Annotated in this window: 10 protein-coding genes; 7 read left to right on the forward strand and 3 right to left on the reverse strand. The window is 37.7% G+C overall.

All coding sequences use genetic code 11. From position 1 onward, the window contains the following. The first annotated feature begins 38 nt into the window (after window positions 1-38). The gene (locus ACVWYG_RS08340) at window positions 39-1,370 is read left to right on the forward strand and encodes a sigma-54-dependent transcriptional regulator (protein WP_457269730.1); all 1,332 of its coding nucleotides are present in this window, start codon (window positions 39-41) and stop codon (window positions 1,368-1,370) included. Window positions 1,371-1,429: 59 nt separating this feature from the next. Continuing rightward, window positions 1,430-1,789 (forward strand): bleomycin resistance protein, encoded by a 360-nt coding sequence (locus ACVWYG_RS08345; RefSeq protein ID WP_457269731.1) that lies wholly within the window; start codon window positions 1,430-1,432, stop codon window positions 1,787-1,789. A gap of 53 nt (window positions 1,790-1,842) precedes the next feature. Here the strand turns inward: ACVWYG_RS08345 and ACVWYG_RS08350 are convergent, their stop codons facing one another. The 3 genes from ACVWYG_RS08350 to ACVWYG_RS08360 all read right to left on the reverse strand — a co-directional run bounded on the left by ACVWYG_RS08350 (window position 1,843) and on the right by ACVWYG_RS08360 (window position 6,038). After that, complete coding sequence (locus ACVWYG_RS08350) at window positions 1,843-4,311, reverse strand: ATP-binding response regulator (RefSeq protein ID WP_457269732.1); 2,469 nt, start codon at window positions 4,309-4,311, stop codon at window positions 1,843-1,845. 411 nt (window positions 4,312-4,722) lie between these two features. Further along, a complete protein-coding gene (locus tag ACVWYG_RS08355) occupies window positions 4,723-5,076 on the reverse strand; it encodes a hypothetical protein (protein WP_457269733.1) in 354 nt (117 codons plus the stop codon). 569 nt (window positions 5,077-5,645) lie between these two features. Then, window positions 5,646-6,038, reverse strand: coding sequence for a hypothetical protein (locus ACVWYG_RS08360; RefSeq protein WP_457269734.1), 393 nt, complete (start codon window positions 6,036-6,038; stop codon window positions 5,646-5,648). Window positions 6,039-7,045: 1,007 nt separating this feature from the next. Between ACVWYG_RS08360 and ACVWYG_RS08365 the strand changes: the two genes are divergently transcribed. The 5 genes from ACVWYG_RS08365 (at window position 7,046) to asnB (ending at window position 13,876) form a co-directional block, all read left to right on the forward strand. Then, window positions 7,046-7,876, forward strand: coding sequence for a polysaccharide biosynthesis/export family protein (locus ACVWYG_RS08365; protein WP_457269735.1), 831 nt, complete (start codon window positions 7,046-7,048; stop codon window positions 7,874-7,876). A 236-nt stretch (window positions 7,877-8,112) separates the two neighbouring features. Continuing rightward, entirely contained in the window at window positions 8,113-10,512 is a 2,400-nt protein-coding gene (locus ACVWYG_RS08370) for a GumC family protein (RefSeq protein ID WP_457269736.1), read from the forward strand. A 307-nt stretch (window positions 10,513-10,819) separates the two neighbouring features. Then, complete coding sequence (locus tag ACVWYG_RS08375) at window positions 10,820-11,332, forward strand: UpxY family transcription antiterminator (protein ID WP_457269737.1); 513 nt, start codon at window positions 10,820-10,822, stop codon at window positions 11,330-11,332. Window positions 11,333-11,603: 271 nt separating this feature from the next. Beyond that, complete coding sequence (locus ACVWYG_RS08380) at window positions 11,604-11,948, forward strand: GIY-YIG nuclease family protein (protein WP_457269738.1); 345 nt, start codon at window positions 11,604-11,606, stop codon at window positions 11,946-11,948. A 146-nt stretch (window positions 11,949-12,094) separates the two neighbouring features. Beyond that, window positions 12,095-13,876 carry an asparagine synthase (glutamine-hydrolyzing) gene (gene asnB / locus ACVWYG_RS08385; protein WP_457269739.1) on the forward strand — a complete coding sequence of 594 codons (1,782 nt, stop codon included), beginning with the start codon at window positions 12,095-12,097 and terminating at the stop codon, window positions 13,874-13,876. The last annotated feature ends 140 nt before the right edge of the window (window positions 13,877-14,016 follow it).

Below are 14,016 nucleotides of genomic sequence, written 5' to 3' on the forward strand. Positions count from 1 at the left end.
AAGCCAGAAATCTCTCTGGCTTTTCTTATTTTTGCTGCATGGCGAAAATCCTAATTTTAGAAGACGATACTACATTTTCTCAATTGCTTGAAGGTTTTCTTACCAAACACAAGCATCAAGTAACGATCGTAAAGCTTGTTAAACAAGCTATTTCTTCTATCGGCAAACATTCATTTGATTTATTTTTAATCGACTATAGACTTCCTGATGGAGTTGGATTGGAAGTAATTACGCATGCAAAATCCTTAGGTTTATCTACTCCAATTATTGTGATGACTAGTTTTAACGATGTTAGGACAGCGGTAAAATCTATTCAGTTAGGTGCGTTTGATTACATTACCAAACCTGTGAATCCGGATGAGCTTTTGATGATCATTAAAAATTCTTTAGAGAAAACAAACAGTACAGCTGATTTAGTAAAGCAAGCCGACGAAGACTTTATAAAAGGGGAAAGTGATGTTGCAAATAAACTTTACGCTTACATTGCTTTGGTCGCCCCCACAGACATGTCGGTAATTATACAGGGAGAAAGTGGTACAGGAAAAGAATTCGCAGCTAGAACGCTGCATCAACAGAGCAAGCGAGCAGATAAACCCTTTGTAGCCATTGATTGTGGCGCGCTTTCTAAAGATTTGGCTGCAAGCGAATTATTCGGACATATAAAAGGCGCTTTCACAGGCGCTTTAAATGATAAAAAAGGTCAGTTTGAGTTTGCCGATGGAGGCACTTTATTTTTAGATGAAGTTGGAAATTTGAGTTACGAGGTTCAGGTGAAATTACTTAGGGCGGTACAAGAAAAAACCATTCAACCCCTTGGAAGTACAAAACAGATGGCTGTAGATGTACGCATCATTACTGCCACAAACGAGGATTTGACCAATATGATTCAGCAGTCAGATTTTAGGGAAGATTTATACCACAGGTTAAACGAATTTAAAATCCAGATACCGGCGTTGAGAGATCGAGCTGGAGATTTAGAATTATTTATTAATCACTTCGTTACTTTGTCAAACAGAGATTTGAACAGGAATGTAAAAAGTATTTCTAATGACGCAAAAACGCTGTTGTTAAATTACGATTGGCCGGGAAATTTACGCGAACTTAGCAATGTAATTAAGCGGATGGTATTGTTAACGCCGGGTGATGTTAGTGAATTAAATGCCTTACCAGATGAAATGATTATTGCGGTTAAAACTCAACACAGCCCTAATCAATCGTCTGATTTGAAAGCCGTAAATGAGCAAAATGAAAAGACACTGATTGGAGAAACGCTTATTAGAGCCAAACACAATAAATCTAAAGCGGCAAAAATGCTAAATATAGATCGGAAAACGCTCTACAGTAAAATGGAACGTTATGGAATTGATTAGGTTTTTTTTAGAAGATTTTATTTTATTTGGGCAGCGTAAAACACAAAAATTTAACTGAAATGCTGACAACCATTCATCCAAAATTGCCGATGCGCGATAAGGCAATTACCAAAGATTTCTATTTAAATAAATTAGATTTTAACCAATTGGGAACAGCCGACTTTGAAGGCTATCTTATGATAGAAAAAGATTCTATTCAGATTCACTTTTTCGAGTTTAAAGACTTAATTCCAAAAGAGAATTATGGGCAGGTATACATCAGAACAAATGACATAGATCGTCTTTATAAAGACCTACAAACTGCCGGAATCAAAATACACCCAAATGGGCACCTTCAGGTTAAACCTTGGGGACAAAAGGAGTTTTCGGTATTGGATCCAGATAAAAATTTACTTACTTTCGGACAAAATTATCCATAAAAATTTTATTTGAGAAAGTGTGGTCTGGAAATTTTGCTTCCAAAAATTTTAATTTAGGTTGGCGCAAACTCGGTTTCTTCTAAAAAGACCAATAGTTTATCTAACTCCATCAATTGGCTATGTAAATCCAGTTTTATTTTGCCAGTCAAACCTTGTTCAGCAATATCTATTTCCAACAATCTAAAAGCGGTAGATAAAGTTTTAGAACCAATTTGAGCCATCCTGCCCGCCAATCTGTGCACAATTAGTCGAGCATCGGATTGATTCTCTTCCTCCAAAGATACTTTTAACTGTTTCCCGTCTTCTAAAGAATCAAACTTACACGTTTTAAGAATTTCTTTTAACATCTCGCGATCTCCAAAAGTCATCTGCTCCATGTTGGCCAAATTAAGTTCTGGTTGGACGTCATCCATGTCTACCCGATCGAATATAGAAAGCAAATCTGCCGCTCTAAACGGTTTCATAATCAATCCTTCGAACCCTTCAGTTAACACCAGCGCCCGTTCATCAGGCAATACTTGTGCAGTTATGGCGTAAAATAGCACATGAGCCGGTAATTTTTTCTTAAGAATTTTACAAAGCGCCAGCCCCGTCATTTCAGGTAGCCGCATATCTATCAGCACAAATGCTAGGTCATCCACAGGTTCCTCTTTCAGAACTTTATTTACTTCACTAAAACATTTGAACGGAATTTTATTCCTTTCGAAAATTATCGCACAAAGATCCAGTATTAATCTGTCATCGTCTATTACCCAAACCGTTTGTTTGGTAGAGATCTCATAATTCTTCAATTCTATAGCGTTGTACAATTGCTGTGCTGAACTTTCATATTTTAGAAAAACGCTAAAGGTAGTACCAATTCCAGGCTTGCTCTTAACGTGAATTCTTCCCGCTTGGCTTTCTACAAGAGACTTTACAATACTTAAGCCCAAACCTGTACCTGACTGGTTTACAACATACTTTTCTGGCGATTCAATTTGCTCGAACTCCTTAAATATTGTATAGAGTTCCGTTTCTGCAAATCCAATTCCAGTATCTTTAACCACAAAATTATAATGCACGTATTCGCCGTGCTTTTTTCCGGAAACGTTTAATTTAACTTCACCATCAAACGTAAATTTAACTGCGTTGCCAAGAATGTTGTATAATACTTGCTTTAGTCGAAAGGCATCGCCTTTTACAAACTCAGTGCCGGGAATATCTAATTTAGTACTCAACTTTAGCGATTTTTTTTCGGCAAGCGGAAGAATGACTGAGACCACCTCTTCCAAAATGTCTCGCATGCTAAAAAGCTGATTGCTAAAAGTAAACTCACCAGAAATTATCCTATTGTAGTCTAAAATTTCATTTACAATTTGCAATAAATGCACCGACGATTGGTATATGGCGTTAATGTCTTTTTTTTGCGGAACATCTTGGAGCGAAATGAGTTCTGAGTAACCTAAAATGGCTTGTAGGGGAGTTCTTATTTCGTGGCTCATATTTGAGAGAAAACGCTGCTTGGCTTTGCCATGATACTCAGCCTCCTCTTTTGCCAATTCCAAAGCCCTCCGGTAACGGTTGCTTTTGGTAATGTCAGAAAGAATGAGAGACATCAACACAATGGTTAAAAAAAAGAATACCACTAAAATTGCCGTTATTTGGGAGATACTGGCATTTACGACCTGTTTTGCTTCAAGGCCGTTTAAATCCATTTGTTGTACCGCTTGCGCCTCCACTTGTCTTAAAATTTTTAGCATTTGCCCAGTTAATGTATTGCTAGCTATGGCAAGCTCAGACTCCTGTTTCAAAAACTTCTGCCCTTTCAACCGTTGCGCTTTGGTAATGCTCTTTAAGGCAGATTCCATTCCATCAAGCAGACTATCCTCTGCTTTTGGATTGATGGTATCTCGTTTAACCTGAAATTCTTCATTAATAATTTTATAGGCATCTGCTTTTTTCTTCCCAAATAACTTGCTTAAAAACCCTTTAGACTTTTGCTTATCGTCGGGCGCTACCGTAGTGGTGCTTGTGGTGGTTTGAGTGGTCAAAACGGCACTATCTGACTTCCTAGATTGCTTGCTAACTAGTCCGCTAATTTTATTTACATCGGCAGAAAACGACTTTGTGTTAACCAAATTCTCCCTTACTTTCAAATAAGCCAGAAACTGTTTGTCCCTGTCTCTCAGCAGCTTTTTCAAAGATTTAATCCGATCTAACTGGCCAGAATCGTTTGAGTACAAATTTCGAAGTGTATCTAAACTTAACCTTAATCCTTTCGATTCTGTCAGGAAATTGCCGTTGCCCCCGGTGTCAAATGCTTGCTTTCTTTGCAGTTGATCTAATCGAGCTATTTTGTGTGTTACATCGTTAACTATCCTCAATCGGGCATTTGGCTGAGAAATTTCCTCTACCACCGAAAGCATTTTTCCAAAAGCAAACTTGCTGATGTACCAAGCTAAAAAAAGCGCGAAAAAGGCACAAATAAAGCCTAAGATTACCTTTCCTTTAATAGTCCTAAAAAATACACGGTCTGTTTGCATTACAAATTCTAGAAAATCTTTAAATAGCTTTAAAGGATATTAACGCTTATTTATCAGGAAAAATACAAAAATTGGTTTTTTGGTGATTAAAAAGTAAATTGGAGTAGTATATATGAGCGTTGGGAGTTTCCTTGCGAAGAAGTACATTATAACACTTAAAAAAAACATTTAGGCGCTACAGAAAAGGAAGCGTGCTTTCCATTCCAGTCTTTTGCGCCAATTCGAGAAGCAAATTTTAATTTAATTTAGGGGCAAAAGGATTTCGCTGCAATTGCTAACGCGAATAAGAAAGTAGGATGGATTTAAACCACGCGAATAGAGCGCTATGCAAAGAAATAACCTATCAAAAGATTTTAAATTGATTTTTTAGAATTTACAATTTCGCCAAACTGCTTGCAATTAAAGGTGAAATCAGTCAACTTGTCCAAATTCCCGCTTCTTCAGGAGAAAAACTCCCACACCCGCTGCACCTACAATTGCAAGCGGAACGTAATCGTCTATGGGGCAGTTTTCCGGAGCAATACTAGCGTAAACACCTGATTTATAAAAACGCATGCTCACCACTTGAGGGGGGCCTGATGAAGATTCGTATTGCTGATAGACGGTACATGAACCTCCTATATCCGTAATGCACCCATAGCTGGCTGTTCTATTACTCCTGTATCCTCCTTTTTCACCTGCGGTAGTGACACTGTCTGAAACCACCGTTTGCCATTCGGACGGGCTACCTGCACCATAAGGTGTGTAATATATGATTTCTTGCATGCCACTTTGAACATGGCAGCCATAAGTTTGGGCATTTAAATGCGACTGGCAATGACAAAACCAAAAAGTTAAAATGAACCTAATGAGCCAATGCTTGGAAAGTAAAAACAACAAGTTTCTCATGAGAGCGAGATTAAATGACCACTATATTCAAATATAACTCCCTAATATACAAATATTTTAAAAGGAACAGGAGGAAATTTTAGACTTTAATTAACATTGAATAAACAACCTTCCACTGATTCATTCAAAACTATATTTAACCAAAAGTCGGCATTCAAACGGTAAAATTTCTATCGCAAACTTTGAGTTAGGAATAGAGGTGGAAATCTTTGGTGTGAGGAAAGGGCAATAAGACTGAAGGCAAGCCCACCAATGGTGAGTCGCAAATCCATTAGAGGAAAAAGCGTACCATAAGAACGAATTTAACAAATTTCATGTAATATACTTACAAGTGCTTAGCTGAATCGAAATTAATAACGCTTCAAATATATCCGCAGCAGTTTAAGTAGGCTTCTTTTTTATCGCAGACCTTTGCAACACTCGTTCAATTAATTTGAACTGTGATCTCAACCTAAAAGCAATCCGCTCTTTCTTAAAAATAGAACACCTAAACCACCAGAAAATAATAATATTAAAGGAAGATTTTCATCTAAAGGACAGTTTTTGATCGTATAATCACTTATTTTTCCGTTAGCGTTCAAACCACTACTCAATAAAGCGGTACAAGGAGCCATACTAATCATCTGAACCTGATAATAAGGGGTGGTATTCGTAGCCATACTGCCACATATTGTTGATCGTTGGCCAGAAAGAATATACACATTAAGGAGTTGCCCTCCTATGTAAATAACATTTTGCGATGCTACATAACAACCTGATCCTGTCGCCCCAACTTGTGCAACTACATTATAAGTTAACCCCAAAAAAAGCATAATCAACCAATATTTTACACTTCTCATAAAATAATTTTTTAAAAAAAACATTTAAGCATTCTTTAGCCCTTTCAATCCATCTTCTTTCTTAGTAGCCAGAAGAATAATAACTCCGGCGTTCCTGAATAAAAAACAACACAATTAGTCAACTCGCGCTCATAATGAACACCGCATAAAAAATAAAATAAAAAATTGAGCACTTAGATTTTGTGTTCTGGGTGGCCAAAACGAAGCCTTGAGAACGTAATTTTTGGAGAGGTTTCTAGAGACTTAAACGTTTACGTTTGTACAAGGATTTTAAATAAATAATTATTAATAGGCTAACCGCAAGTTACTTTATAAATATCCGCAAGTATATACGTACATCTACGCGATATTTATATCCACAAAAAAACTATTCTCTAAATATTTTTAAAGATTCTGCAAATGGCCTGTCTGCCAAAACCTACTACCAATTGGTGTTTGGGAAGTGAAAAAGTCGGCTTAAATATTAATCAACATTCTCACATCCGGACATCTTGCAGAAATACTCGAAAAATCTACCCTTAAACTATAAATTTTTGATGCCTTAATACTTAGCGCACTTAATTCTTTGGAAACAGATAACTGTAATTATAGAATGGATAGACTTCACTACACCCGTACAAATACTTTTAAATTAGGATCTGTTTCGGATCAAAGCATCACATAGATCATCGGGAAGGAAAAAACCATTATTGTTTGACAGGTTAGACATAATAAGTCGAATTTATATAATGGGGATTTTTCTAAAACCATAAATGTTGCATGCCTCAGCTGGGCATTATTGCTTTCCTAAATATTTTTCCTAGATAGAAGATTGCTTTGCAATTAGGGGTCGAAATAAATAGGAGTGAAAATGAGTTGAATGACCTTGCAAAACTTGAAAAACCAAATTTACTCCTTTTTGCTATACGTATTTTTACAATTTACACCCCCGAATAAAAACATTAGTTTACGTACTATTACCTAAAAATTATTTATGTTTGTATAAGTAGTATTACATAGAACAGTTTATGTCCCAAAAGCATTCCTCTGCGCTAATTGCTGTTTTATTTATAGCTGTTTTATTTAACAGTAGCTGCGCTATGCGGAGCAAACAAAGTCTTCTCAATGCGCCCAGCGATATAGTTACCGATACAATTAAGCAAGTATTTGTTGTGAATGACAAGGGTTTAGGAGATCTTCATTATAAGATTAAGACCGACGATTTATTGGCCATTCGCAATGTACAAAACGCTGAGTTTGGGGCATCAGCTATTGTAAGTTCTTCAACTTTAGGATCGAGCGCTATTAACACTTCATCAACTGGCGGCGCATCTACTGCACTCTCTTATCCGGTAGAGCCAGACGGAATGGTCAATCTTCCGGCTATTGGTAAAGTAGCGGTTGCCGGATTAACCAGAGGCGAGGCAGCAGCAAAAGTGCAAGAAATTTACAGCCAGAAGCTATTAAAAGATCCAATTATAGAACTGTCTGTCGTAAATCTAAAAGTAACACTGTTAGGAGAATTCGGCAAACAAGGAAATTACCTTTTAGAAAAAGACAACACCAGTTTAATAGACATTCTGGGAGAGGCTGGCGGAATTACGAAAAATGCTGATCCAAAATCCCTCAAAATTATCCGTGGCGACCGAAGCAATCCAGAAATTATTTATGTGAATTTGAGTGACATCAACAGCTTAGCAAGCAAAAAGCTAATCCTTCAAAACAACGACATTATTGTATTGCAACAAACAAAAAATGCAGTGTCAAGCGACCGGCTCCAAAGTTTTAATAACATTATACAGCCTTTATTGGTGGTCGTAAATCTTGCTGTGTTAATTTTTACCATTACTAGGCGGTAAGAGAGGATTTGAAGTGATGGGTTTTGGAATGAAAAAGGTTTTGGGTTAGAGGGTTGGTCGTATAGATGTCGAGACACTTCAAATTTCTCGCTGTGTTGATGCTGACTACGTGGGACTAATGAGAGGATTAGCCGACAACCTGTTGGGACGGTAATGTATTGAGTTAGTTGCGTCGATATTTGCCACTTAATATTAAATGCGCGATACTAATTATAGAAAGTTTTGAATTAAAGAAATTGACCGAAACAGAGCATAAAAAGGGCGTTAGCCAAAATATAGATTTCTATAAAATTTTTAGCGTTTTTTTAAGCCGTTGGTATTGGATTGCAGCGACTACTTCGATTGCGCTAATGATTGCCTACGTTTATTTGTGGTACACCCCTCCTATTTATCAAACGGCAGCTTCCTTAAAATTAGAAGACAGTAATCCTAGTGTTAGCAGTTCGGCCGGGCCAATGGCTGCCGCGAATTACAATTACACCGACAAAATACAAGCGGAGAGCTTTACCATACGCAGCAATGATGTTATCGCAAATGCAGTGGCTACGTTAAATTATAAAATTAGTTTTTATTTAAAAGGTCGCGTGCGTACCACAGAACTGTACCCAAACATCCCTTTTGTTATAGAAATTCTGAAACAAGACAGTGTAAATTTCGATAGGTCGTTGTACGAAGTAACATCGGTAGACGAAAAGCATTTTAACATCGCTTATGCGGAAGGAAATACAAGCAAAAAAAAATTCAGTTACGGAGCACCGATTGAAATGGGAAATATGGTCTTTGCAGTGAAATCTCGCATATCACCAAACTCGCATTATCTTTTTAAATTCAACAGCAAAGAAGATTTTATTGGCAGAGCCATAGGAGGAATAAATATTGGCGAGGCCGCGCGATTCACCAATGTCATGGGACTAAATCAAACGGATATCAACCCAATTTTTGCTGCAGATGTGTTGAACGCCATCATGAAATCCTATGTGAAATACGACGTCGTGCAACGTAGAAGGTCGGCCTTTCAAACTGTGGATTTCATCAACAGTCAGCTTGGGTTTATAGATACCGCAGCAGGAAAATCTGGCAGTAAATTGGCCAGTTTTAAGACGACAAATAACATGGTGGATATTTCGTCTTCTAGTAATATGGCGCTGAGTAAACTGGTTGATTTTGAGAAGCAAAAAACGGAGTTGCAGCTCAAACAAATGGGCATCAATCGGCTAGCAGAACAAGTTAATAGCAGTAGAAGCAAGGTGGAAATCGGCATTGATTTTTCTGGTGACTTGACATCCGGTCTGGCACCTTTAGTTACACAATTGAATTCCCTTTTATCCATCCGAGAGGCAAAACTAAATCAGTTTAATGTAGAATCATCACCCATTAAACAGATAGAAATACAAATTGCTACTGTTCAGAAAAATATAAAAAGCAGCATTAACGCAATGGGTTTGCGGAACAAACAGACGTTAATCTATATTGATAATCAAATCGCTACTGCAACCCAAAGTATGAACAAACTGCCAATTAAAGAGCAGAATTTTGTGAAATTGCAGACTAATTTTGAAGTAAATAATAAGGTCCGTTCTTTTTTAGCCGAAAAAAAGTTAGATGCAGAAATGACGGCAGCGGCAATCGTTCCTGGAGCATCTATTGTAAATCTCGCATACCCAAATACATCTCCGATTTCGCCAAACAGCAATAAAATTTACAGTACCGCACTATCTCTAGGATTGGCGGCAGGTTTCGGACTTATCCTGCTAGTGCGTTTTCTAAACCCTTACATTTACGATAAAGAAACCGTAGAGGGGCTCACGAACACGCCCATCATTGGAGTGATTAGAAAATTCCCAAGTGTTATAGATAAGGACAGTAAACAAGCGCTTTCACTTTTAAAACCAAAATCTGTTTTTGCCGAGTCGGTCAGATCTGTAAGAACAAACCTTAGTTTTTTAGCTAGTCATAAGAAAAGTAAAATCATTTGCATTACTTCAGAAATAAGCGGCGAGGGGAAATCTTTTGTTACCGTAAACCTGGCGAGCACCCTTGCCTTGATTGAGAAAAAGGTGGTTTTAATAGCCGGAGATTTAAGGAAATCTAAACTTCATAATGCCTTCGGGGTAGAAAATAAGAAAGGGCTTAGTACATTGCTTTCTGGCCAGTCATCGCTATCAGAGGTATTGATAAAAGACAACAATCAACTCGTAGATTTTATTCCATCCGGGCCTATACCTCCCAACCCCTCTGAACTGCTTCACACCGACGCGATGAGAAAATTATTAGCGGAGTTGGCGACGATGTACGATTATATTTTAATAGACACTGCGCCGATAGGCTTGGTAAGCGATGCGATCCCATTGATAAGAGCATCTGACATTAATTTATTTGTGATAAGATCTGGTATTTCACAACAACGCGCCGCAGCAATTCCAGAGCGTTTAAGTATGGAATATGGCCTAAGTAATCTGGCGATTATTTTAAATGCTTTTGGAGACGACGCCCTTTACAGTAATTATTATACAACAGATTATGCACGGAGCGCGGGCAATAACACCTATTACTATTCCGATTACTCGGGCTATAACGGTTCTGGTTATTATGAAGATGAAAATAAAAAATGGTGGATGTTTTGGAAGAAGAAATAGTGGCTTGGGTTGCGAGTTATGGGTTAGAGGTTATAAGTTAAGATGTGAATCAATCAACGACTAAATTAGTTTTTAGGAAAGCAAGTGACAAGCCATTTTTAATGTTTAGCCCCGCTTTCTGCTTTAGCTGCTCATACTTCGCAGGCTGCCGCGACAATCGGGTTTAGGTACGCAGGAAAATTTAAGTAATTAGGGTTGCGACCTGCATAAGAGCAGCGCCAAAAGGTAAGACACAAGATTTGAGGTTTGAGATTCGTTCCAAAAAACTAAATATCAAAAACCCAAACAACCAAAAAACTATGCGCAGATGAACGATTACAAATGGTATCCGATATACACTAGATCTAGAATGGAGAAGAAAGTGTATCAAGAGCTTCAACAAAAAGGAATAACCGCTTATCTTCCGCTTAAAAAGGAACTTAAACAATGGAGCGATAGAAAAAAAATAGTCGAAGAACCCTTAATCAAATCCTATCTATTTGTACATATTACTACTCAGCAGCAGTTGGAAGTGTTGCAGATACATGGCGCTGTGCGGTATATCTATTTTTCGGGGAAAATAGCTTCCATGCCCGAAAAGCAAATAGACGATTTAAAATTACTGTTGGCTACAGACAGCGAACTAGAAATATTTGATTTTGACATAGATAAAGGAAACCAAGTACTTATTAAAGCCGGACCATTTAAAGACATGATCGGCGAGGTGGTCTCCATAAAGAATAAAACAAGGGTAGTATTACGATTAAAGAACTTAGGCTATGCCATAAACATCAACACGTCTATGGCATTTTTAGAACCTTTAAATAGTACGGTTAACTAAATTACATTAACGAATATAAAAACATCACTTCCCTCCTATTTTGGGAAGAAAATATTAACGTTGTAGGTTATATTTTCTGAGAAGAAAATGTGACTGAAAGGGCGAAGCTGTGGGTTGTGTTCATCGTCATCCTGAACTTGTTTCAGGATCTGTTGCCGAAATGAAAGATGCTGAAACGAGTTCAGCATGACAACTTATAGTTCAGCAGGACAGTGCAGATTGGGCTAATCGTCATTCTGAACTTGTTCCAAGATCTGTTTCTATGCACAACATGAAGAACGGATACGTTTATATTGTAAGTAATAAAAACCGAACAACGATTTACATCGGTGTGACCAATGATTTAGAACGAAGGATGCTCGAACATAAATCTGGGTATGGTTCAATTTTTACCAAACGATACAATTTATGCGACCTACTATTTTTTGAAGATATTGAGGGTATGCAAGATGCTATTGATCGAGAAAAGCAACTGAAGCGATGGCATAAAGATTGGAAATGGAATCTCATTAAAGAATCAAATCCTACCCTAACCGATCTCGCTAAAGATTGGTTTACTTCAGTGGAAATCGATGAATATGGAAAGATGCTAAAACAAATTCAGTCTGAAGGTTAGACTAGATTGTCTTCCTGAACTCGGTTCAAGATTTACAACCAATTAAAAGATGCTGAAACGAGTTCAGCATGACACGCTTGGTCAACCTTAGCCTTAGCCTCAACCTCAACCTAACCCCTACACTTTTCTCTAACCCATACCCCATTTTGTGTCGCATAGCAGGAATTATTAATACCGATGAAAGTAAAGAAACGCTTGCTTCTCATTTAAAAAAAATGTGCGATTTAATGGCGCATGGCGGGCCAGACGATGAAGGCTACTACATCAATGAAGAAATTAAATTAGGATTCGGACATCGTCGCTTGGCGCTGATAGACCTTTCTTCTGCCGGACATCAACCGATGTTCTATGACGATAAGAAAATTTGCATTACGTATAACGGAGAAATCTACAATTACAAAGAACTAAAGAAAGAGCTTGAAACGTTAGGGTGCTTATTTATCAGCGAAAGCGATACAGAGGTTATATTGGCTGCGTACGCAACTTGGGGAACAGCAAGTTTTGGAAGGCTAAATGGTATGTTTGCTTTTGCACTTTACGATAAGCAACAACAGAAAACGTTTTTGGCCAGAGACTTTTACGGGATTAAGCCTCTATATTATAGTAATGTTGAGGGCAATCTCGTTTTTGCTTCAGAAGTGAAGGTTTTTAAAACCTTACCCTATCACTATTCTGAAAACCCAAACTGGCGCACCTATTTTTTAGCCTTTGGTCATATTCCAGAACCGCACACTACTTTGGCAGAGGTAAAGATGTTACCAAAAGCGCAGATGCTCATTTGGGACCATAAATCTAACTCGCTCGAAATTAGGAAATACGAACAAACAGACAGTCTTCAATCTGCAGAAAATTACGATTTAAAGGAAAATATTAAAAATTCCGTTAAGTCACACTTAGTTTCTGATGCGTCCATAGGCGTATTTTTAAGCGGTGGGATAGACAGCAGTATCATAGCAATAGAAGCAAATGCAACTTTAGATAAAAGGAGTACATTAAATACGCTTTCCATTAATTTTGAAGAAGAAGATTTTTCCGAGAAAAAATACCAAGATTTGGTTGTAGAACAAATAGAATGTAGCCACAGTTCTTATGTGTTAGACGAACAGATTTTCGGGAAACATTTCCATGAAGCACTCCGTTCTATGGATCAGCCAAGTACAGATGGGATAAATTCTTGGTTTATCTCTCGCTTTGCAAAAGAAAGAGGATTGAAAGCCGTATTATCTGGTATTGGTGCCGATGAACTTTTTGGTGGATATCCCTCTTTCAAGCGAATGGCGATGTTCAATTTGATAGCTGCTTTACCTAAATTTATTTTAAAATCTTTTTTAAAATCAAGCAAACCAGCAATTAGGCGACTTTACTATCTAAGCTATGGCAATACTGCAGGAAAATATTTAGCATTACGAGGTTTTTTTTGTCCGGATGAGATAGCTGAAATGTTGGATAAAAATCTTAAGGAAGTAGATGCGACTTTACGCAGTATGCAAATTGAAGAAATGCTACGAAATCTACGTTCGAAAGAACAAGCCGGTTGGTTAGAGACTAACATGTACATGCAAAACCAGCTGCTTAAAGATACCGATGCCATGAGTATGCAACATGGCGTAGAGGTCAGGGTGCCATTCTTAGATAAAAGAATAAGTGAAGCTTTGGCTCAGATTCCGTACAAAAAAAGATTCGACAAACACTTACCAAAATCTTTACTTATCAACACTTTTAAGCCCGAACTCCCTCAGCAAATTTGGGATAGGAAAAAAATGGGTTTTACTTTCCCTTTTGGCAAATGGTTGCGAAATAATAAGGCATTTATAATCAAACTAGAAACTTCTCCAAATAAAAAAGCCATCGCATTGGCTTCGAAATTTAAAAACAATGAATTGCATTGGAGTAAGGCATTAGCGGTTTATTTGTGTTTTAGGGATTGAGGGTTAGAGGTTAGTGGTTAGGAGGTTAGTATAACAACAAGGAACACAGATGCGTAGCTTCGTCCGAAATAATAGCGGTGGGTTTCAACCCACTGCACATAACCAGGCAGAAAGCCTAGCGAGTGTGATGTCTTCTGTCG

The organism is Pedobacter sp. UYEF25 (assembly GCF_054061655.1).

Coding starts and splice junctions, on each gene's coding strand:
- ACVWYG_RS08355 (WP_457269733.1), bottom strand. CDS start 5,076: ATGCAAGAAATCATATATTACACACCTTATGGTGCAGGTAGCCCGTCC.
- ACVWYG_RS08350 (WP_457269732.1), bottom strand. CDS start 4,311: ATGCAAACAGACCGTGTATTTTTTAGGACTATTAAAGGAAAGGTAATC.
- ACVWYG_RS08380 (WP_457269738.1), top strand. CDS start 11,604: ATGAAGAACGGATACGTTTATATTGTAAGTAATAAAAACCGAACAACG.
- ACVWYG_RS08375 (WP_457269737.1), top strand. CDS start 10,820: ATGAACGATTACAAATGGTATCCGATATACACTAGATCTAGAATGGAG.
- ACVWYG_RS08365 (WP_457269735.1), top strand. CDS start 7,046: ATGTCCCAAAAGCATTCCTCTGCGCTAATTGCTGTTTTATTTATAGCT.
- ACVWYG_RS08360 (WP_457269734.1), bottom strand. CDS start 6,038: ATGAGAAGTGTAAAATATTGGTTGATTATGCTTTTTTTGGGGTTAACT.
- ACVWYG_RS08340 (WP_457269730.1), top strand. CDS start 39: ATGGCGAAAATCCTAATTTTAGAAGACGATACTACATTTTCTCAATTG.
- ACVWYG_RS08345 (WP_457269731.1), top strand. CDS start 1,430: ATGCTGACAACCATTCATCCAAAATTGCCGATGCGCGATAAGGCAATT.